This window comes from Pseudomonas mandelii (assembly GCF_900106065.1).
Lineage (GTDB): Bacteria > Pseudomonadota > Gammaproteobacteria > Pseudomonadales > Pseudomonadaceae > Aquipseudomonas > Aquipseudomonas mandelii.
Genome location: NZ_LT629796.1, coordinates 307,048 through 326,268, shown reverse-complemented (window position 1 = coordinate 326,268; position 19,221 = coordinate 307,048). Strand labels below are relative to the sequence as shown.

15 protein-coding genes are annotated in these 19,221 nt (G+C 59.6%); 10 read left to right on the top strand and 5 right to left on the bottom strand.

Annotated elements, in window-relative coordinates; translation table 11 throughout:
• Both BLU63_RS01370 and mnmC read right to left on the bottom strand, forming a co-directional pair.
• Entirely contained in the window at nt 1-1,773 is a 1,773-nt protein-coding gene (locus tag BLU63_RS01370; protein ID WP_083374735.1) for an N-acetylglutaminylglutamine amidotransferase, read from the bottom strand.
• 199 nt (nt 1,774-1,972) lie between these two features.
• Nucleotides 1,973-3,952 carry a bifunctional tRNA (5-methylaminomethyl-2-thiouridine)(34)-methyltransferase MnmD/FAD-dependent 5-carboxymethylaminomethyl-2-thiouridine(34) oxidoreductase MnmC gene (gene mnmC / locus BLU63_RS01365; RefSeq protein WP_083374734.1) on the bottom strand — a complete coding sequence of 660 codons (1,980 nt, stop codon included), beginning with the start codon at nt 3,950-3,952 and terminating at the stop codon, nt 1,973-1,975.
• 183 nt (nt 3,953-4,135) lie between these two features.
• On the opposite strand from mnmC, the gene pap reads away from it, so the two are divergent.
• Complete coding sequence (pap, locus tag BLU63_RS01360) at nt 4,136-5,659, top strand: polyphosphate:AMP phosphotransferase (protein ID WP_077747970.1); 1,524 nt, start codon at nt 4,136-4,138, stop codon at nt 5,657-5,659.
• Between the two features lie 102 nt (nt 5,660-5,761).
• The gene (locus BLU63_RS01355) at nt 5,762-6,946 is read left to right on the top strand and encodes a thiolase family protein (RefSeq protein WP_083374733.1); all 1,185 of its coding nucleotides are present in this window, start codon (nt 5,762-5,764) and stop codon (nt 6,944-6,946) included.
• Between the two features lie 122 nt (nt 6,947-7,068).
• Here the strand turns inward: BLU63_RS01355 and BLU63_RS01350 are convergent, their stop codons facing one another.
• A complete protein-coding gene (locus tag BLU63_RS01350) occupies nt 7,069-7,263 on the bottom strand; it encodes a DUF6316 family protein (RefSeq protein ID WP_042932915.1) in 195 nt (64 codons plus the stop codon).
• 210 nt (nt 7,264-7,473) lie between these two features.
• Here BLU63_RS01350 and BLU63_RS01345 point away from each other — a divergent pair, with 210 nt between their 5' ends.
• Nucleotides 7,474-8,433, top strand: coding sequence for a DMT family transporter (locus tag BLU63_RS01345; RefSeq protein ID WP_010461711.1), 960 nt, complete (start codon nt 7,474-7,476; stop codon nt 8,431-8,433).
• Nucleotides 8,434-8,554: 121 nt separating this feature from the next.
• Here BLU63_RS01345 and BLU63_RS01340 read toward each other — a convergent pair whose 3' ends face one another.
• Nucleotides 8,555-9,949, bottom strand: a complete 1,395-nt coding sequence (locus tag BLU63_RS01340) for a class II fumarate hydratase (RefSeq protein WP_010461710.1) — start codon at nt 9,947-9,949, stop codon at nt 8,555-8,557.
• Nucleotides 9,950-10,140: 191 nt separating this feature from the next.
• Here BLU63_RS01340 and BLU63_RS01335 point away from each other — a divergent pair, with 191 nt between their 5' ends.
• The 7 genes from BLU63_RS01335 (at nt 10,141) to BLU63_RS01305 (ending at nt 17,965) form a co-directional block, all read left to right on the top strand.
• A complete protein-coding gene (locus tag BLU63_RS01335) occupies nt 10,141-10,665 on the top strand; it encodes a DUF2059 domain-containing protein (RefSeq protein ID WP_010461709.1) in 525 nt (174 codons plus the stop codon).
• 12 nt (nt 10,666-10,677) lie between these two features.
• The gene (locus tag BLU63_RS01330; RefSeq protein WP_010461708.1) at nt 10,678-10,971 is read left to right on the top strand and encodes a BolA family protein; all 294 of its coding nucleotides are present in this window, start codon (nt 10,678-10,680) and stop codon (nt 10,969-10,971) included.
• Between the two features lie 165 nt (nt 10,972-11,136).
• The gene (gene trhO / locus BLU63_RS01325; protein WP_083374732.1) at nt 11,137-12,078 is read left to right on the top strand and encodes an oxygen-dependent tRNA uridine(34) hydroxylase TrhO; all 942 of its coding nucleotides are present in this window, start codon (nt 11,137-11,139) and stop codon (nt 12,076-12,078) included.
• Nucleotides 12,079-12,117: 39 nt separating this feature from the next.
• Nucleotides 12,118-12,720 (top strand): DsbA family protein, encoded by a 603-nt coding sequence (locus tag BLU63_RS01320; RefSeq protein WP_169858238.1) that lies wholly within the window; start codon nt 12,118-12,120, stop codon nt 12,718-12,720.
• The gene (locus tag BLU63_RS01315; RefSeq protein WP_083374731.1) at nt 12,713-14,530 is read left to right on the top strand and encodes an ABC transporter ATP-binding protein; all 1,818 of its coding nucleotides are present in this window, start codon (nt 12,713-12,715) and stop codon (nt 14,528-14,530) included. The genes BLU63_RS01320 and BLU63_RS01315 overlap by 8 nt, the downstream gene beginning before the upstream one ends.
• Before the next feature lie 135 nt (nt 14,531-14,665).
• Nucleotides 14,666-17,125, top strand: coding sequence for an EAL domain-containing protein (locus BLU63_RS01310; protein ID WP_077747964.1), 2,460 nt, complete (start codon nt 14,666-14,668; stop codon nt 17,123-17,125).
• Nucleotides 17,126-17,203: 78 nt separating this feature from the next.
• A complete protein-coding gene (locus BLU63_RS01305) occupies nt 17,204-17,965 on the top strand; it encodes a TenA family transcriptional regulator (RefSeq protein ID WP_370654439.1) in 762 nt (253 codons plus the stop codon).
• Between the two features lie 109 nt (nt 17,966-18,074).
• Here BLU63_RS01305 and BLU63_RS01300 read toward each other — a convergent pair whose 3' ends face one another.
• Nucleotides 18,075-19,001, bottom strand: a complete 927-nt coding sequence (locus tag BLU63_RS01300) for a GGDEF domain-containing protein (RefSeq protein WP_010461702.1) — start codon at nt 18,999-19,001, stop codon at nt 18,075-18,077.
• Nucleotides 19,002-19,221: the final 220 nt, after the last annotated feature.

Genomic DNA, 19,221 nt, shown 5'->3' with positions numbered 1-19,221 from the left:
TCAGATTCCTTGTTCACTGAGCCACAGGTTCAGCGCCGCCAATTGCCACAGCTTGGAGCCGCGCAACGGAGTCAACTGGCCTTGCGGATCGGTCAGCAGGCGGTCGAGCATGGCCGGGTTGAACAGGCCGCGATCCTGGCTTGGATCGAGCAGCAGTTCGCGCACCCAGTTCAGCGTATCGCCCTGCAAATGCTTGAGGCCCGGCACCGGAAAGTAACCTTTCTTGCGGTCAATCACTTCGCTTGGAATGACCAGTCGAGCAGCCTCTTTCAAGACTTGCTTGCCACCGTCCGGCAGTTTGAATTTGCCCGGCACCCGGGCCGACAATTCCACCAGGCGATAGTCGAGAAACGGTGTGCGCGCTTCCAGGCCCCAGGCCATGGTCATGTTGTCGACACGCTTGACCGGGTCGTCCACCAACATGATCGTGCTGTCCAGACGCAGGGCTTTATCCACCGCCGCCTCGGCGCCGGGCTGTGCGAAATGTTCCTTCACGAAGTCACCGGCAGCGTCATTGGCCGTCAGCCATTTCGGTTGCACGGTGGCGGCGTAATCCTCGTAGCTGCGATCGAAGAACGCATCGCGATAGGCCGCGTACGGATCGGCGGCGCCATCGACTTGTGGGTACCAGTGATAGCCGGCGAACAACTCGTCCGCGCCCTGGCCGCTCTGCACCACTTTGCAATGCTTGGCCACTTCCCGTGACAGCAGGTAGAAGGCGATGCAGTCATGGCTGACCATCGGCTCGCTCATGGCGCGGAACGCCGCGGGCAGTTGCTCGATGATCTCTTTTTCGTCGATGCGCAGTTGATGGTGCTGCGTGTTGTAGTGTTTGGCGATCAAGTCCGAGTACTGGAACTCATCACCACGTTCGCCGCCGGCATCCTGGAAACCGATGGAAAAGGTCGACAGGTTTTCCACGCCGACCTCACGCAACAGCCCCACCAGCATGCTTGAATCGACACCGCCCGACAGCAGTACGCCGACGTCCACGGCCGCACGTTGACGGATCGCCACCGCGTCGCGGGTGCTGTCGAGTACACGGTCACGCCAGTCTTCGAGCGTCAGGTTCATCTCGTCGGCGCGTGGGCCGTAAGGCAGGGTCCACCAGGTTTTCTGCTCAGTGGTGCCGTCCGCTTCGATGCGCATCCAGGTTGCCGGTGGCAGTTTTTCGATGCCGGCCAGCAAGGTGCGCGGTGCCGGGACCACGGCGTGGAAATTCAGATAGTGATTGAGTGCCACCGGATCGAGGATCGGGTTGATGTCGCCGCCTTTGAGCAACGCCGGCAGCGCCGAGGCAAAGCGCAGGCGCTGGCCGGTGCGCGACAGGTACAGCGGCTTCACGCCGAGACGGTCACGCGCGATAAACAGGCGCTTGGCGTCGCGTTCCCAGATCGCGAAGGCGAACATGCCATTGAGTTTCGGCAGCAGTGCCTCGCCCCAGGCGTGATAACCCTTGAGCAGCACCTCGGTGTCACCACCGGAATAGAAGGCATAACCGAGGCTTTCCAGTTCGGTGCGCAGTTCCGGGAAGTTGTAGATCGCGCCATTGAAGGCCAGGGACAAACCCAATTGGTTGTCGACCATCGGCTGCGCCGAGCCGTCCGACAGGTCCATGATTTTCAGGCGACGGTGGCCCAGGGCAATCGGCCCCTGGCTGTGGAAGCCCCACGCGTCAGGGCCACGAGGGGCCAAGTGATGGGTGATTCGTTCAACGGCTGCAAGGTCCGCAGGTTGATGATCAAAGCGTAACTCGCCAGCTAATCCGCACATAAAGTCCTTACCGGTTTTTCCGTTGGGGAGGGTCAATCGATACCCGCCAAAAACGGCGGGTACTCAGAAACTGACCCGGTGGGATCGTGGGAGTTTTAGATCGATAAGTAATAAGGGGGAATGTGCAGGGAGGCGCCTTCAGCCGAAAACGCCGGTCCGCACGGGATAGATCGATCGATTAAACCGTCAGAATGCGGATTCATTTACCCCGGATCAGGCGACGCAAGGCGAAACGATTCGGATGGCACGCCTCGGCCACGGCTCTGGGTAATGGCAGCGGTTCGTTGTCGAGCCAGGCCGCGAGCAACTCGCCTGACAACGGCGCGGTAATCAGCCCTCGTGAGCCGTGGCCGCTGTTGACGTACAAACCGTCCAGCCATGGACATGGGGTGTCTGGCGTTTGCCGGGCGTCCTTGCTCAGGGCGATGTAGGCGTCGGCGAAGGCCTGGCGATCAGACAAAGGGCCGACAATTGGCAGGTAGTCGGGGCTGGTGCAGCGGAACGCCGCGCGACCTTCAAGTGCCTCGGGTCGCAGGGCCTCTGCGCCGAGTCGGGCGACCAGATCCACCGAGATTTCTTCGAGCATCTGCAGGTTGCCGGCATGCTCGGCCGTGGTGGGCGTCAGGTCGTCGTTGTTGAAATCAAAACTGGCACCCAGGGTGTGTTCACCCAGGCGGGCCGGTGCGACATAACCTTCGGCACATACCACGGTGCTCAGGCTCTGGCTTGCAGGTGTTTGGGGCAGGCGGGTGATCTGTCCACGAATCCGTTTGAGCGGCAAGTCGCTGCTGAAGTCGAAACGCTTGATCTCGGCGGCGCCGGCCAGCACCACCACCGCTGCGTTGGCCAGCAGCTTGTGACCCTCCCACGCTTGCCATTGCCCATCGGCACGACGCAGTTCCAGTACATCGTGATGGGGCAGGAACCGGATACTCGGATGCGCCGCTTGCCATGCGCACAGGGCGGGCGGATGCACCCAACCGCCTTCGGGGTAAAACAGGCCACCCGATTGCAACGCGATACCCGCGCGGATCTGCGCGTGTTGCTGATCGAGTGTGTGCAGCAAATCCTCGGGAAACGCCGCCGCCAGTTGTGCCTGACGTTCGGCTTCCTTGGCGTTGAAGGCCAGTTGCAGCACGCCGCAATCGTCCCAGTCGACGCCTCGGTGCAAGTGCTCAAGCAAACGCCGGGTGTGACCGAAACCACTGACAATCAACTGTGACAAGGCCGTGCCATGGGCCGAGAGCTTGAGGTACAACACGCCCTGTGGATTGCCCGACGCTTCCTGTGCCAGCGCATCGTGGCGCTCCAGCAAACTGACTTGCCAGCCCCGTGCCGCCAGGCTGGCGGCGGTAGCGCAACCGGCCAGTCCTGCGCCAATCACCAAGGCGTGACGTTCGCCGGTCAACGGCGTTGGGCGGGCAAACCAGGGTTTCGCAACGACAGGCGTGGGGGTTTCTGCAGGCCAGCCCAGAAACACACCGCGCAGGATTTCCCATTTGTGACCGATGCCGGGCGTGCGCTTCATCTTGAAGCCCGCCGCGTTCAACAGACGGCGCACCCAACCGGTGCTGGTGAACGTGCTAATGGTCGAGCCGGGCGCTGCCAATCGAGCCAGTTCGGCAAACAACTCGGCGGTCCACATGTCGGGATTTTTCGCCGGGGCAAAACCGTCGAGAAACCACGCATCAACCTGCGCGTCCAGTTGCGGCAATTGCTCCAGCGCATCGCCGATCAGCAACGTCAGGGTCACACGCCCGTTGTCCAAGACCATTCGCTGGAAGCCTTGATGGATCGCCACGTATTGCGCCAGCAATTGATCGGCAAACGGCTTGAGCTCCGGCCACAAAGCCAGCGCACGCTGCAGGTCTGGCTGGCTCAGCGGGTACTTTTCGACACTGATAAAGTGCAGGCGCGCACCGGCCACGGCGTGCTGTTCGAACAACTGCCAGGCGCAGAGGAAGTTAAGCCCGGTACCGAAACCGGTTTCGCCAATGACCAGTCGACCGCCGTCGGCCAGCGCGGCGAAGCGTTCACGCAAACCGTTCTGTTCGAGAAATACGTAGCGGGTTTCTTCAAGGCCTGACTTGTCCGAAAAATAGACATCGTCGAACACCCGCGAATACGGGCGACCCTGGTCGTCCCAGTCGAGTTGGGCGTGAGGCAATACAGGTTTCATGGCAGGCTCGGCAACGGCAAGGCGGCCATTCTAGCTGATCGAGGTGGTGATGCCTGATCCATGGCAGTGTCGGGTAGTGGTGCCACAGGCAATCGCCACAAAAAGCCGACCGCCAAGGAATTTTCTGTGATGACGGACAGCCCAATCCGCTAGTCTTGGCGCAATCAGGAAAGGGAGTCGTCCATGTTCGAATCTGCTGAAATCGGTCACGCCATCGACAAAGAAACCTACGACGCTGAAGAACCGGCACTGCGTGAAGCGTTGCTCGAAGCGCAGTTCGAACTTCAACAGCAAAAGCGCTTTCCGGTGATCGTCCTGATCAACGGCATTGAAGGCGCCGGGAAGGGCGAGACGGTCAAGTTGCTCAACGAGTGGATGGACCCGCGTCTTATCGAAGTCCGCACTTTCGATCAGCAGACCGATGAAGAGCTGGCGCGACCTCCGGCCTGGCGCTACTGGCGGATGCTCCCGGCCAAGGGGCGCATGGGGATTTTCTTCGGCAACTGGTACAGCCAGATGCTCCAGGGCCGGGTCCATGGACTGTTCAAGGACGCGGTGCTGGATCAGGCGATCAACCAGTCGGAGCGCTTTGAAAAGATGCTCTGCGACGAAGGCGCGCTGATTTTCAAGTTCTGGTTTCACCTCTCCAAGAAGCAGATGAAGGCGCGCCTCAAGGCACTCGCCGACGACCCTTTGCACAGCTGGCGCATCAGTCCGCTGGACTGGCAACAATCCCGGACTTACGACAAGTTCGTGAAGTACGGCGAGCGCGTGTTGCGTCGCACCAGCCGCGACTATGCGCCTTGGCACGTGATTGAAGGCGTGGATGTGCATTACCGCAGTCTGGCGGTGGGCAAGATCCTGCTCGAAGGCCTGCAAAGTGCCTTGAAACGATCCAGAATCCATCCCGCCAAAGTCAACGCTGCGCCGCTGCCGATCCATGTCGATCAGCTCAACTTGCTTGACAGCCTCGACTTGAGCCAGCGTCTGGACAAGGAAGATTACGAAGAACAACTGATTACCGAGCAGGCGCGATTCTCGGGCCTGATGCGTGACAAACGCATGCGCCAATTCGCCTTGATCGCAGTGTTCGAAGGCAATGACGCTGCGGGTAAGGGCGGTGCAATCCGGCGCGTGGCCGCGGCGCTCGATCCACGTCAGTACAGCATTGTGCCGATTGCCGCGCCCACCGAGGAAGAACGGGCGCAACCGTATTTGTGGCGCTTTTGGCGGCACATTCCGGCCAAGGGCAAATTCACCGTATTCGATCGCTCGTGGTATGGCCGGGTATTGGTCGAGCGCGTCGAAGAGCTCTGTCCGCCCGCTGACTGGCTGCGGGCCTACAGCGAGATTAACGATTTCGAAGAGCAGATTTCCGAATCGGGCGTCATCGTGGTCAAGTTCTGGCTGGCCATCGACAAGGAAACGCAACTGGAGCGTTTCGAATCCCGTGAAGACATTCCCTTCAAGCGTTTCAAGATCACTGAAGACGACTGGCGCAATCGGGACAAGTGGGACGCTTATCGCGCGGCCGTCGGCGACATGGTTGACCGCACCAGCACGGAAATCTCGCCATGGACGCTGGTGGAGGCCAATGACAAGCGCTGGGCCCGGGTCAAGGTCCTGCGCACGATCAACCTGGCGCTGGAAGCCGCGTTCGAAAAATCAGACAAGCACGACAAGAAGGCCAAAAAACGCAAGTCGTGAGCCGATGGTTACGCATACGCGGGGTGAATGATTGTCGCGGTCGGTTATGGGGTGGACTTATGCTCGGTCCACTCCCAACCGATAACAACAATGAGGTATGCCATGCGTGAAGTGGTGATCGTCGACAGCGTGCGGACCGGCCTGGCCAAATCCTTTCGCGGCAAGTTCAACCAGACCCGTCCGGACGACATGGCGGCGCATTGCGTCGATGCCTTGTTGGCGCGCACCGGCATCGACCCGGCCAGTGTCGAGGATTGCATCGTCGGTGCGGGCTCCAACGAAGGCGCCCAGGGCTACAACATCGGTCGCAACGTCGCGGTGTTGTCACGCCTGGGTATCGGCACCGCAGGCATGACCCTCAACCGTTTCTGCTCGTCGGGCTTGCAGGCCATCGCCATCGCCGCCAACCAGATCGCGTCGGGCTGCAGCGACATCATCGTGGCCGGTGGCGTCGAGTCGATCAGCCTGACCATGAAAAGCGTCAACACCGACCACCTGATCAACCCGCTTCTTAAAGAGCAGGTGCCGGGCCTGTATTTCCCGATGGGCCAGACTGCTGAAATCGTTGCACGTCGTTACGACGTCAGTCGCCAGGAACAGGATCTCTACGCCCTGCAGAGTCAGCTGCGTACGGCCCAGGCTCAGGCCGCTGGTTTGTTCGATGATGAAATCGTGCCGATGGCGGTGAAGTATCGGGTTGAAGACAAGGTCACCGGCCAGGTGCAGATCCTCGACGGGATCGTCGACCGCGACGACTGCAACCGCCCGGACACCACGCTGGAAAGCCTGGCCGGGCTGAAACCGGTATTTGCCGAAGACGGTTCGGTCACGGCGGGTAACTCGTCGCAACTGTCCGATGGCGCTTCGATGACGCTGGTCATGAGCCTGGAAAAAGCCCTGGCGCTGGGTCTCAAGCCCAAGGCGTTCTTCCGTGGTTTCACGGTAGCCGGGTGCGAACCGGACGAGATGGGCATCGGTCCGGTGTTCTCGGTGCCGAAATTGCTCAAGGCCAAGGGTTTGCAGGTGGCGGACATTGATCTGTGGGAGCTCAACGAAGCGTTTGCGTCGCAGTGCCTGTACAGCCGCAATCGCCTGGAAATCGATAACGACAAGTACAACGTCAATGGCGGCTCGATTTCCATCGGCCACCCGTTCGGCATGACCGGCTCGCGTCAGGTCGGGCACATTGTGCGTGAGTTGCAGCGGCGCAACTTGCGATATGGCGTGGTCACCATGTGCGTGGGTGGCGGGATGGGGGCGACGGGGTTGTTCGAAGCGGTGCGCTAAGTCCGCAAGACTTCTGTTGCCTGATTAACCGCTATCGCGAGCAGGCTCGCTCCCACATTGGATCTATGGCGCGCATCAGAACCCTGTGGGAGCGAGCCTGCTCGCGATGGCAGCACCTCGGTCTATCGATCTAGACTCACAAGCTGCATCCGCGCGATGTAAGCCTGAATCTCCCGTGCAGCCGCCTGCGGATTATCAAACGGTCCCTCCAGCGTGTTTTCCCGGGTGCTGAAAAATAGTTCTCCATTCACACGACACACCCGGTCGCAACGAAAGTGCGTGGCGGGGGCGGTGTCCTGGGCGCGCTTGCCGTACATGGCGGTCTCCTGAGGGATGTTCCGGTTAGCGGATCCAATGAGCTTATGCATGAACCACTTGCGGCGCCTGACCAACTGATCGGCGGCACTTCGCCAGATTAATGGTGCGACCTGCACAGTTTCATTCGCGGCCCGTCGCCAACTGTCCCTGTGTCGCGCCGAGGTCTGCGCCTAGAATGGTGTTTCTTGCCATCTGGCTTTGGGGTTCGCATGCACATTTCATCCGGTCGCTGGGTTTACGGTCTGTTCCTGGCCTTGCTGACCGCAGTCCTGTGGGGAATCCTGCCGATCAAACTCAAGCAAGTCCTGCTGGTGATGGACCCGGTGACGGTGACCTGGTTTCGCCTGACGGTGTCCGGTGGTTGTCTGTTCATTTATCTGGCGGCGACCAGGCGCCTGCCCAGTCGCAAAGTCCTCGGCCCGCGCGGTGGCTGGCTGGTGTTGATGGCGGTGCTGGGCCTGGTCGGCAACTACGTGTTGTACCTGATGGGCCTGAACCTGCTCAGCCCCGGCACCGCGCAACTGGTTGTGCAGATGGGCCCGATCATGTTGCTGATCGCCAGCCTGTTTGTGTTCAAGGAACGGTTCAGTGTGGGGCAGGGGATTGGTCTGCTGGTGCTGCTGATCGGTTTCGCGCTGTTCTTTAATCAACGTCTGGCCGAGCTGTTGACCTCGCTGACCGATTACACCGCCGGCGTGTTGCTGGTGCTGCTGGCTTCGACGGTCTGGACGTTTTACGCACTGGGGCAGAAGCAATTGCTGACGGTGTGGAATTCGTTGCAGGTGATGATGGTGATCTACCTGTTCTGCGCGCTGTTGCTGACGCCTTGGGTGCATCCGCTGGAGGCGCTGCAGTTGAACCCGTTGCAAGGCTGGTTATTGCTGGCGTGCTGCATGAACACCTTGATCGCTTATGGCGCCTTTGCCGAAGCGCTGGCCCATTGGGAAGCTTCGCGGGTGAGTGCGACGCTGGCGATAACACCGTTGGTGACGTTTGGCGCAGTGGCCGTGGCCGCGTGGGCATGGCCGGAATATGTGCATGCCGAGACGATCAATGGCCTGGGGTATGGCGGGGCGGTGTTGGTGGTGGTGGGGTCGGCGTTGGTGGCGTTGGGGCCTTCGTTGATTGCCGGGCTCAGGGCTCGGCGAGTACGGATAGCCGCAGGTTGAACCGCGTTATCGTTCTTCGCGAGCAGGCTCGCCCCCACATTTAACCGAGTTCTATCAGAAGAATGCGGCCCCCTGTGGGAGCGAGCCTGCTCGCGATGGCTGATTGTCAGGCGCTACACACTCAGCCCTTGGCGCCCGCTTCCAACATATTCTCCGGCCTTACCCACGCATCAAACTCTTCATCCGTCAGATACCCCAGTTGCAATGCCGCCTCTCGCAAGGTCAGCCCCTCGCTGTAAGCCTTCTTGGCAATCTCCGCCGATTTGTCGTAGCCGATATGCGGGTTCAGCGCGGTCACCAGCATCAGCCCACGCTCCAGGTGCTCGGCCATTTTCGCCGCGTCCGGTTCCAGGCCGGCGATGCAATGCTGCTGGAAGTTACTGCAGCCATCGCCCAGCAGGCGGATCGATTGCAGCAGGTTGTGGATGATCACCGGTTTGAACACGTTCAGTTGCAAGTGCCCCTGACTCGCCGCAAAACCAATGGCGACGTCGTTGCCCAGGACTTGGCACGCCAGCATCGACAGCGCTTCACACTGGGTCGGATTGACCTTGCCCGGCATGATTGAGCTGCCCGGTTCGTTGGCCGGCAGTTTCACTTCGGCAAAACCTGCACGCGGCCCGGAACCTAGCAGACGCAAGTCGTTGGCGATTTTCATCAGGGTCACGGCGAGGGTTTTCAGCGCGCCCGACAGGGTGGTCAGCGGCTCATGGCCGGCCAGCGCGGCGAACTTGTTCGGCGCGGTAACGAACGGCAGGCCGGAAAGGGCCGCCAACTCCGCAGCGATCGCTTCACCAAAACCGTGGGGTGAGTTCAGCCCGGTGCCAACCGCGGTGCCGCCCTGCGCCAGTTCACAGACCGCCGGCAGTGCGCTGCGGATTGCCCGTTCGGCGTAATCCAGTTGCGCGATGAACGCCGAGAGTTCCTGGCCGAAGGTGATCGGCGTGGCGTCCATCATGTGGGTGCGGCCGGTCTTGACCAGTTTCATGTGCCGCGCCGCCAACTCGGCCAGGCCGCCGGAGAGTTCACTGATTGCCGGTAGCAAATGCTGCTGCACTGCCTGGGCGGCGGCAATGTGCATGGCGGTCGGGAAGCAGTCGTTGGAGCTTTGCGAGCGGTTGACGTGATCATTGGGGTGAACCGGGGACTTGCCACCACGCGGGTTGCCGGCCAGTTCGTTGGCGCGGCCGGCGATCACTTCGTTGACGTTCATGTTGCTCTGGGTGCCGCTGCCGGTCTGCCAGACCACCAGCGGGAACTGGTCGTCGTGGCTGCCGTCGAGCACTTCGTCTGCGGCCTGTTCGATCAGGCGGGCGATGTCGGCGGGCAGGTCGCCGTTGCGGTCATTGACCCGCGCCGCGGCTTTCTTGATCAGGGCCAGTGCGTGCAGCACGGCCAGGGGCATGCGTTCGTTGCCAATGGCGAAGTTGATCAGCGAGCGTTGCGTTTGAGCACCCCAGTAGGCCTCATCCGGGACTTCCACCTGGCCAAGGCTGTCGGTTTCGATACGGCTCATCTTGCACACTCCTGTAGGTCGATAGCGCAGTTTAGGCCGTGATCGCCGGCCGTGGTTCCATCAGTCTGTTTTTTGACCGTTCGCCCCCTCTAATTCAGGCCTGACAAGGCTTGGGGTTGAGTGACACACTTTTTTAGGCGCAGAATGGTCGCCCTTGGGGTTTTACCTCGCCTGCTAGAAAAGGAAACTCGATGACTCGTCTTCGTGCCATCTGTACCGCGGTTGCACTGGTTTGCGCCAGCGGCCCTGTTTTTGCCGATACCGCCAGCCACAACGCCAGTGCCGAAGCTTTCCTGACCCTGGCGCACGCTGACAAATTGGGCACTCCGGTGTACATGCAAGTGCAGCAAATGTTCGCTCAGCGCTTTGAACAGACCAAGGCCCCTGAATCGAAAAAAGCCCTGCTGGAAACCTATCAAGCCAAGGCCAACGCCGCTCTGGACGCAGCCATTGGCTGGAACAAGCTGAAGCCAGACATGGTCAAGCTCTACACCACCAACTTCAGCGAATCCGAGCTGAAAGACCTGGTCGCGTTCTACAAGTCGCCACTGGGCAAGAAAGTCCTGGAAAAAATGCCGCAGCTGACTCAGCAGTCGGCCCAGATGACTCAAGCCAAGCTGGAAAGCGCGGTGCCTGTGGTCAACAAGCTGTTGGCTGACATGACTGCCGAGCTGGAGCCTAAAGGCGCCGCCGCTCCAGCCAAGAAAAAGCCTTAAGCGGAGCCCGGTATGACCATGCAACAACGCATCGAATCGACGCTGGGCTTGTTACAGCCCGAGCATCTGCAAGTGCTGGATGAAAGCCACATGCACAGCCGTGGGTTACAGACCCACTTCAAGGCGGTGGTGGTCAGCCAGCAGTTTGAAGGGCTCAACCGCGTCAAGCGTCACCAGAAAGTCTACGGTACGCTCGGCGAGCTGATGGGCGAGTTCCATGCGTTGGCGCTGCATACCTACACGCCTGAAGAATGGGCACAGATCGACGCGGCCCCGGCCTCGCCAACCTGTGCTGGCGGCAGCTAGGAGCGAGGCTTGCCCGCGAAGGCGTCCTCAAGATCGCCTTCGCGGGCAAGCCCCGCTCCTACAGAAGCACTTATTTTTGATAGACTGCCCAACGCGCCGCTCACCCGGCGCGTTTTTTTTATTCCGGTTCACCCTTTGCGAGGGTAGCCACCTGGAGAAACACCCATGACACAACAGACTGTCGTGGCGGCACTGTATAAGTTCGTCACTCTGGAAGATTACGTTGCCCTGCGCGAGCCACTGCTGCAAGCCATGGTCGACAATGGCATCAAGGGCACGCTGCTGATCGCCGAAGAAGGCATCAACGGCACCGTGTCCGGCAGCCGCGAAGGCATAGACGGGCTGATGGCCTGGCTCAAGAACGACCCGCGCATGGACGACATCGACCACAAAGAGTCGTACTGCGACGACCAGCCGTTCTACCGCACCAAGGTCAAGCTCAAGAAAGAAATCGTCACCCTCGGCGTCGAAGGCGTGGACCCGAACAAACAGGTCGGCACCTACGTCGATCCACAGAACTGGAATGCGCTGATCAGCGACCCTGAAGTGCTGTTGATCGACACCCGCAACGACTACGAGGTTTCGATCGGCACCTTCGAAGGCGCCATCGACCCGAAAACCACCAGTTTTCGCGAATTCCCCGACTACATCAAAGCCCACTTCGACCCGGCCGTGCACAAGAAAGTCGCGATGTTCTGCACCGGCGGCATTCGTTGTGAGAAGGCCTCTAGCTACATGCTCAGCCAGGGTTTCGACGAGGTCTATCACCTCAAGGGCGGTATCCTGAAGTACCTTGAAGAGGTGCCGCAGGAAGAAACCAAATGGCAGGGCGACTGCTTCGTGTTCGACAACCGTGTGACCGTGCGCCATGACCTCAGCGAAGGCGACTACGATCAATGTCATGCCTGTCGTACGCCGGTAAGCGTCGAAGACCGCACGTCCGAGCATTACGTGGCCGGCATCAGTTGCCCGCATTGCTGGGATACGCTGAGCGAGAAAACCCGTCGCAGCGCCATTGATCGGCAGAAGCAGATCGAACTGGCCAAGGCGCGCAACCTGCCTCACCCGATCGGCTACAACTACAAGCAAACTCCTTCAGAGGCTTGAACCATGTCTGCCCAACGCCTGCTCTATGTGATGGACCCGATGTGTTCCTGGTGCTGGGGCTTTGCGCCCGTCGCCAACGCGCTGGTCGAGCAGGCGCAGGCCGCAGGGGTGGACGTGCACCTGGTGGTGGGCGGCTTGCGCACCGGCAGCGGCTCCGCATTGGAACCGACTACCCGGCGCTACATCCTTGAGCATTGGCAAGCCGTCACCCAGGCCACCGGCCAGCCGTTCAAGACCGAAGGCGCATTGCCTGACGGTTTTGTCTACGACACCGAGCCTGCCTGCCGGGCGTTGGTGACCGCGCGTAGCCTGGCGCCGGATTGCGCGTGGAAACTGCTCGGCCTCATTCAGCACGCGTTCTATGCCGAAGGCCGAGACGTCACCCACGCCAGTGTCCTGGTCGAGTTGGCCGAGAAAGCCGGCCTGCCGCGCATCGAGTTTGCGGCCGCGTTCGACCGTGCCGATCAGCACGCCGCGACTGCTGCCGATTTCACCTGGGTCCAGGACCTCGGCATCGCCGGATTCCCAACGCTGTTGGCCGAACGTAGCGGGCAACTGGCGCTGCTGACCAATGGCTATCAACCCTTGAGTGAATTGTCGCCATTGCTCGGCCGTTGGCTGGAGCGCGCTGCCTGTGCATGACCTGCCCGATGACACGCCAGCTCCCAAGCGTGTCGATCGGCTGAGTTGGGCTGAAATCCGGCGGCTGGCCCTTCACCATAAAAAATCCCTGTGGATCGCCAATGGCGTGGCGGTGCTTGCCACCCTGTGCAGCGTGCCGATTCCGTTGCTGCTGCCCTTGCTGGTGGACGAAGTGCTGCTGGGGCATGGCGATTCCGCGCTGAAAATCATGAACCACGCGTTGCCGGAAGGCTGGCAGAAAGCGGCGGGCTACATCGGCCTGATGCTGCTGGTGACCTTGTTGCTGCGCTGCGGCGCCTTGCTGTTCAACGTGGTGCAGGCGAAGTTGTTCGCGGCGCTGGCCAAAGACATCGTGTATCGCATCCGCATACGGTTGATCGAACGGCTCAAGCGTATTTCCCTGGGCGAATACGAAAGCCTGGGCAGCGGCACGGTGACCACGCACCTGGTCACGGACCTGGACACGCTGGACAAATTTGTCGGCGAGACACTCAGTCGATTCCTCGTGGCGATGCTGACGCTGGTCGGCACTGCAAGCATTCTGATCTGGATGCACTGGAAGCTGGCGCTTTTGATCATGTTGTTCAATCCGCTGGTGATCTACGCCACGGTGCAACTGGGCAAGCGGGTCAAGCACCTGAAGAAACTCGAGAATGACAGCACCTCGCGTTTTACCCAGGCCCTGACCGAAACCCTCGACTCGATCCAGGAAGTGCGTGCCGGCAACCGTCAGGGGTTTTTCCTCGGGCGTCTGGGGCAGCGGGCCCGGGAAGTGCGCGATTATGCGGTGACCTCACAGTGGAAGACCGATGCGTCGAACCGTGCCAGTGGCTTGCTGTTCCAGTTCGGCATCGATATTTTCCGCGCCGCGGCGATGCTCACCGTGTTGTTCTCCGACTTGTCCATCGGGCAGATGCTGGCGGTGTTCAGCTACCTGTGGTTCATGATCGGTCCGGTCGAGCAACTGCTCAATTTGCAATACGCCTATTACGCCGCCGGCGGTGCGCTGTCGCGGATCAACGAGTTGCTGGCCCGCGCCGATGAGCCGCAATACCCCGGCGGTGTCGATCCGTTTCAGGGGCGGGACACCGTGGGCATCGAAGTCCAGGGCTTGAGTTTCGGATACGGCGACGAGTTGGTGTTAAACCAGATGGACCTGTCCATCGCCCCCGGTGAAAAAGTGGCGATTGTCGGTGCCAGCGGTGGCGGCAAGAGCACCCTGGTGCAGTTGCTGCTGGGGTTGTACACGCCCCTTGCCGGGACCATCCGCTTCGGTGGCTCGACCCAGCAGGAGATCGGCCTGGAGACCGTGCGCGAAAACGTCGCCGTGGTCCTGCAACACCCCGCGCTGTTCAACGATACCGTTCGCGCCAACCTGACGATGGGCCGTATACGCAGCGACGAGGCCTGCTGGCAAGCGCTGGAGATTGCCCAGCTGAACCAAACGGTTCGAGAATTGCCTGATGGTCTGGACAGCATTGTCGGACGCTCTGGCGTGCGCTTGTCCGGTGGTCAGCGGCAACGGCTGGCGATTGCGCGGATGGTGCTGGCGGAACCCAAAGTGGTGATTCTCGACGAGGCCACCTCGGCGCTGGACGCTGCCACCGAATACAACCTGCACCTGGCGCTGGCGCGGTTCTTGAGCAACCGCACCACGCTGATCATTGCGCATCGGTTGTCGGCGGTGAAACAGGCTGATCGGGTGCTGGTGTTCGACGGTGGGCAAATTGCCGAGGATGGTGACCATCAGCAGCTGATTGCCGAAGGTGGGTTGTACGCCAAGCTTTATGGCCATTTACAGCAGCATTAGTGACAGCCCGCGTCAGGTTTGCGGCAAGTGCATGCAAAATACGGGCGCTGGCTTGCCGGGATCGAATACGCACCCTAGTCTAGCTGTAGCGATCACGTTGGATGATGATCTGGCAGTGCTAATACAAGGGACCTCATGAAGCAAAAGCGGACTCTCGGAACCCCTAGGTTATTGGGCATCGTCTGGCCATTTATTGCCGTAGTGCTATTTCAAGCGCTGTTGGGCGGGGTCAGTCTCTATGTACTTTCGGCAGTTCGCGGCTATGTGGCCGGGGAGAGCCTGTGGTCCAAGGGCCAGAAGGACGCCATCTATTACCTCAATCTCTACGCGGACAGTCGCGACGAGGCCATTTTCCTCAAGTACCAGAACGCCATTGCCGTACCCCAGGGTGGTCACGAGTTGCGCGTGGCGCTGGATCACCAGCCACCGAATATCGAAGCCGCACGGGTGGCGATTCTCAAGGGGGGCAATCATCCCGACGACGTCTCCAGCGTGATCTGGCTGTACCTCAATTTCAGGCATTTCAGTTACCTTGAAAAAGCCATCGACCGCTGGACGGTGGGTGACGCGTATCTGGTGCAACTCGATAACGTCGCCCAAGAGATGCACCGGCGCATTACCGAAAATCAGGCGTCGGACGCTGACATCAAACGCTGGAAAGACCAGATTTTTGCAATCAACGATGGTGTGACGCCTGCCGCCACAGCCTTCAGCGATGCCTTGGGCGAGGGCTCGCGCTTGATTCTGCGCCTGCTGCTGGTCACGAACCTGGCCACGGCCCTGGGCTTGATTGCATTAGCGCTGATGCGTACCCACAAACTGCTCAAACAGCGCCATGCCTTTGCCGAGGCCTTGCAGTTGGAGAAAGACCGGGCGCAGATCACCCTGCAATCCATTGGCGACGGGGTGATTACCACGGATGTCGACGGTGCGATCGCCTACATGAACCCGGCGGCCGAGGCGTTGACTCACTGGAAGGGCGAGCAGGCCATCGGCTTGCCGCTGGCGGCCTTGTTCAATCTGCTGGATGACAACGCTCAGGCTGACGGCTTTACCTTGATCGAGCACATATTGAGCGGTCAGCTCAGCGGCGCCAGCGAGCATTCCAAACTGATCCAGCGCCTCGACGGCAGCACCGTCTCGGTCACCCTGGTCGGGGCGCCGATCCGCAACGCCGACAAGGTCAGTGGCGCCGTACTGGTGTTGCATGACATGACTCAGGAGCGCCAGTACATCGCCAATCTGTCCTGGCAGGCGACCCACGACGCCTTGACCGGGCTGGCCAATCGTCGCGAGTTCGAGTATCGCCTGGAGCAGGCGCTGCACAATCTGACCCGATACTCTGGGCGCCACGCCTTGATGTTCCTCGATCTGGACCAGTTCAAACTGGTCAACGATACCTGCGGCCATGCGGCGGGTGACGAACTGCTTCGGCATATCTGCGCGCTGTTGCAATCAGGCTTGCGCGAAGGTGACACGCTGGCCCGGCTGGGTGGCGACGAGTTCGGGATTTTGCTGGAAGACTGTCCGCCGGAAGCGGCCGAGAAAATTGCCGAGAGCCTGCGCCATACCGTGCAGAACCTGCACTTTGTGTGGAAAGGCCGGCCATTCGTCACAACGGTGAGCATCGGGATGGTTCATATCGCGCAAACCCCGACCACCCTCGAAGCTTCACTGCGTGCTGCCGATATGGCCTGTTACATGGCCAAGGAAAAAGGGCGTAACCGTGTTCAGGTGTATAACGCCGATGATTCGGAACTGTCCCTGCGTTTCGGTGAGATGGCGTGGGTACAGCGCCTGCACATGGCCCTGGAAGAGGATCGCTTTTGCCTGTATTCCCAGGAAATCGCACCCCTTGGTCATACCGAACACGGCGGCGGGCATATAGAAATCCTGTTGCGTCTACATGATGAAGCCGGGCGCATGATATTACCGGACAGTTTTATTCCGGCTGCCGAACGTTATGGTCTGATGACCGCACTTGATCGTTGGGTGGTGCAGAACGTCTTTAAGATCATTGCCCAATGTATTGCCGAAGAGCGCAAAGGTCCTTTGGCCATGTGTGCGATTAATCTGTCAGGCACTACTATCGGAGATGACGCGTTTCTGGACTTCCTGAGGGAACAGTTTGTTGCATGGTCCATTCCACCTGAAATGATTTGTTTTGAAATTACAGAGACCAGTGCAATTTCCAATTTGGGAAGTGCAATTAGATTTATCAATGAACTCAAAGGTTTAGGTTGTCACTTTTCGTTGGATGACTTCTGCGCCGGTATGTCCTCATTCGCCTACTTGAAACATTTACCTGTAGACTTCTTGAAGATCGATGGAAGTTTCGTAAAGGATATGCTGGACGACCCGATTAACCGCGCCATGGTAGAAGTGATCAATCACATCGGCCATGTCATGGGTAAGCGCACGATTGCCGAGTTTGTAGAAACACCCCAGATCGAGCAGGCATTGCTGGAGATCGGGGTCGACTTCGCTCAAGGGTATGTCATTGAACGCCCGCATCTGTTTACCTGCGATAGTTTGCAAAGTCGTCCTGCCCGGCCTCAACCTTTGTTATTCAAGGCGCCCGGCACGTTCCGTTGAAATCTCTTGCTGATCCTAACAATCACAATCAAAAGGAGCCCGACAGTGATCGACACATTCAATCGAACCGGACCACTCATGGAAGCTGCAAGTTATCCCGCATGGGCGCAACAGCTCATCAAGGACTGCAGCGAGAGTAAGCGCCGGGTTGTCGAACACGAACTGTATCAGCGCATGCGAGACAATAAGCTCGGCGCAAAAACCATGCGGCAGTACCTTATTGGTGGCTGGCCCGTCGTTGAACAGTTCGCGTTATATATGGCACAAAACCTGACCAAGACTCGTTTTGCCCGCCACCCCGGTGAAGACATGGCGCGTCGTTGGTTGATGCGTAACATTCGTGTCGAACTTAACCATGCCGATTACTGGGTTAACTGGAGTCGGGCCCATGGGGTCAGCCTGGAAGACTTGCAGGCGCAACACGTTGCACCTGAACTTCACGCCTTGAGCCACTGGTGCTGGCACACCAGTTCGGCGGATTCGCTGATTGTCGCCATTGCCGCGACCAACTACGCCATCGAAGGTGCGACTGGAGAGTGGTCGGCATTGGTCTGTTCCAATGGTGTCTATGCGGCCGCGTTCCCGGAGGAAGATCGCAAGCGGGCCATGAAGTGGTTGAAGATGCACGCTCAGTACGATGATGCCCATCCCTGGGAAGCGCTTGAAATCATCTGCACATTGGCGGGCCTGAACCCGAGCAAATCCTTGCAAGTGGAATTGCGCCAGGCGGTCTGCAAGAGTTACGACTACATGCACCTGTTCCTGGAGCGCTGCATGCAGTTGGAACACTCTGAAAAGGCTCCGGTCGCGCGTGAGCGCATGGCATTGGCCGAAAGCTGATCCATAGGTATTACAGGCAAAAAAATGTGGGAGCGGCGTTGCGGCGATCCGAGCAAGTCGGATCGCCTCACCGCCACTCCCACATTAGTTATGTGGCTCAGCTGAAGGATTAACCCGCCATGGCCAACCGGTTACGCCCTTCGCGCTTGGCGACATACAGCGCGCTGTCGGCCCGACGCAACAAACTATCGGCCGATTCGCCGGGCAGCAGGGTCGAGCAACCCAGGCTGACCGTCAGCTCGATCTGATTGCCATCGGCTTTGTAACTCTGCGCCTGTGCCGCAAACCGCAGTCTTTCGCCGACCATGGCGGCGGCTTCCCGACTGGTGTTGGACAGGAGGATCAGGAACTCTTCGCCACCAAAACGGAACACCATGTCCACATTGCGCAGCTGGTTCTTGATCGAGGCTGCGACGCTCTTGAGTACGTCATCGCCCGCACTGTGGCCGAAATTATCGTTAACGTTTTTGAAGTGATCGATGTCCAGCATGAGCAGTGACAACGGCATCAAGTGGCGCCGCGACATCTCGATTTCACGCTCTAAGGTCTGATCCATGGCGATGCGGTTGCCGGTATCGGTCAACGGATCGCGCAGTGCACTTTGCGTCGCCGCGCGGTAGAGCAGGGCGTTACGCATCGGGAACAGGAGCGTGGACAGCAGCGATTCCAGATTGCTTTGTTCGTGGTCGCTGAATCGCTGATTGCGGCGGAACACCAGTTCACCCAGGTTCTCGCCTTCATGGCTGAGGCTGTAAGTGACGGAATGGTGGCCGCGATGCCCGAATTCCAGACGCAAGTCGCTGGCCGAGTGCTGATAAGTCAGCGCATCCAGCGGCACCAGGCGTTGAATCTCGCGGAAGAAAAGTCCGAGAATGCGTTGTGGCTCAAGACTGGTCTGCAGTTGCTGGCCAAGTTGCTGGCGCACTTGTGCAAGGCTGAATGGCCGCTCCAGAATGGGAGGTTGCTGACCAAAGCCCAGGCGTTGCAATTTGGCGCTGTCGAAGTCAATTGCGTTGGTCTGGGATGGTGATTTCATATGGCGTGAGCCCCTAAGCAGTAAGGCTGTCTTACAGGCTGGGTGAGAGCGGCTTTGGGCTGCGCGTCATACTGGTCCATCAGTCCCGTAGGACATTTGGCGCAAGTTTAGTCCGCTTTGCCGAATATAAGTAACCTATCGACTGAGGCGTCCGCCCGATTGCTTTCACACGGCGTGTCTGAGCAAAATTAGAGCGAAAGTCATGCCAATGAGTTCCTTT

Coding starts and splice junctions, on each gene's coding strand:
- BLU63_RS01370 (WP_083374735.1), bottom strand. CDS start 1,773: ATGTGCGGATTAGCTGGCGAGTTACGCTTTGATCATCAACCTGCGGAC.
- mnmC (WP_083374734.1), bottom strand. CDS start 3,952: ATGAAACCTGTATTGCCTCACGCCCAACTCGACTGGGACGACCAGGGT.
- pap (WP_077747970.1), top strand. CDS start 4,136: ATGTTCGAATCTGCTGAAATCGGTCACGCCATCGACAAAGAAACCTAC.
- BLU63_RS01355 (WP_083374733.1), top strand. CDS start 5,762: ATGCGTGAAGTGGTGATCGTCGACAGCGTGCGGACCGGCCTGGCCAAA.
- BLU63_RS01350 (WP_042932915.1), bottom strand. CDS start 7,263: ATGTACGGCAAGCGCGCCCAGGACACCGCCCCCGCCACGCACTTTCGT.
- BLU63_RS01345 (WP_010461711.1), top strand. CDS start 7,474: ATGCACATTTCATCCGGTCGCTGGGTTTACGGTCTGTTCCTGGCCTTG.
- BLU63_RS01340 (WP_010461710.1), bottom strand. CDS start 9,949: ATGAGCCGTATCGAAACCGACAGCCTTGGCCAGGTGGAAGTCCCGGAT.
- BLU63_RS01335 (WP_010461709.1), top strand. CDS start 10,141: ATGACTCGTCTTCGTGCCATCTGTACCGCGGTTGCACTGGTTTGCGCC.
- BLU63_RS01330 (WP_010461708.1), top strand. CDS start 10,678: ATGACCATGCAACAACGCATCGAATCGACGCTGGGCTTGTTACAGCCC.
- trhO (WP_083374732.1), top strand. CDS start 11,137: ATGACACAACAGACTGTCGTGGCGGCACTGTATAAGTTCGTCACTCTG.
- BLU63_RS01320 (WP_169858238.1), top strand. CDS start 12,118: ATGTGTTCCTGGTGCTGGGGCTTTGCGCCCGTCGCCAACGCGCTGGTC.
- BLU63_RS01310 (WP_077747964.1), top strand. CDS start 14,666: ATGAAGCAAAAGCGGACTCTCGGAACCCCTAGGTTATTGGGCATCGTC.
- BLU63_RS01305 (WP_370654439.1), top strand. CDS start 17,204: ATGGAAGCTGCAAGTTATCCCGCATGGGCGCAACAGCTCATCAAGGAC.
- BLU63_RS01300 (WP_010461702.1), bottom strand. CDS start 19,001: ATGAAATCACCATCCCAGACCAACGCAATTGACTTCGACAGCGCCAAA.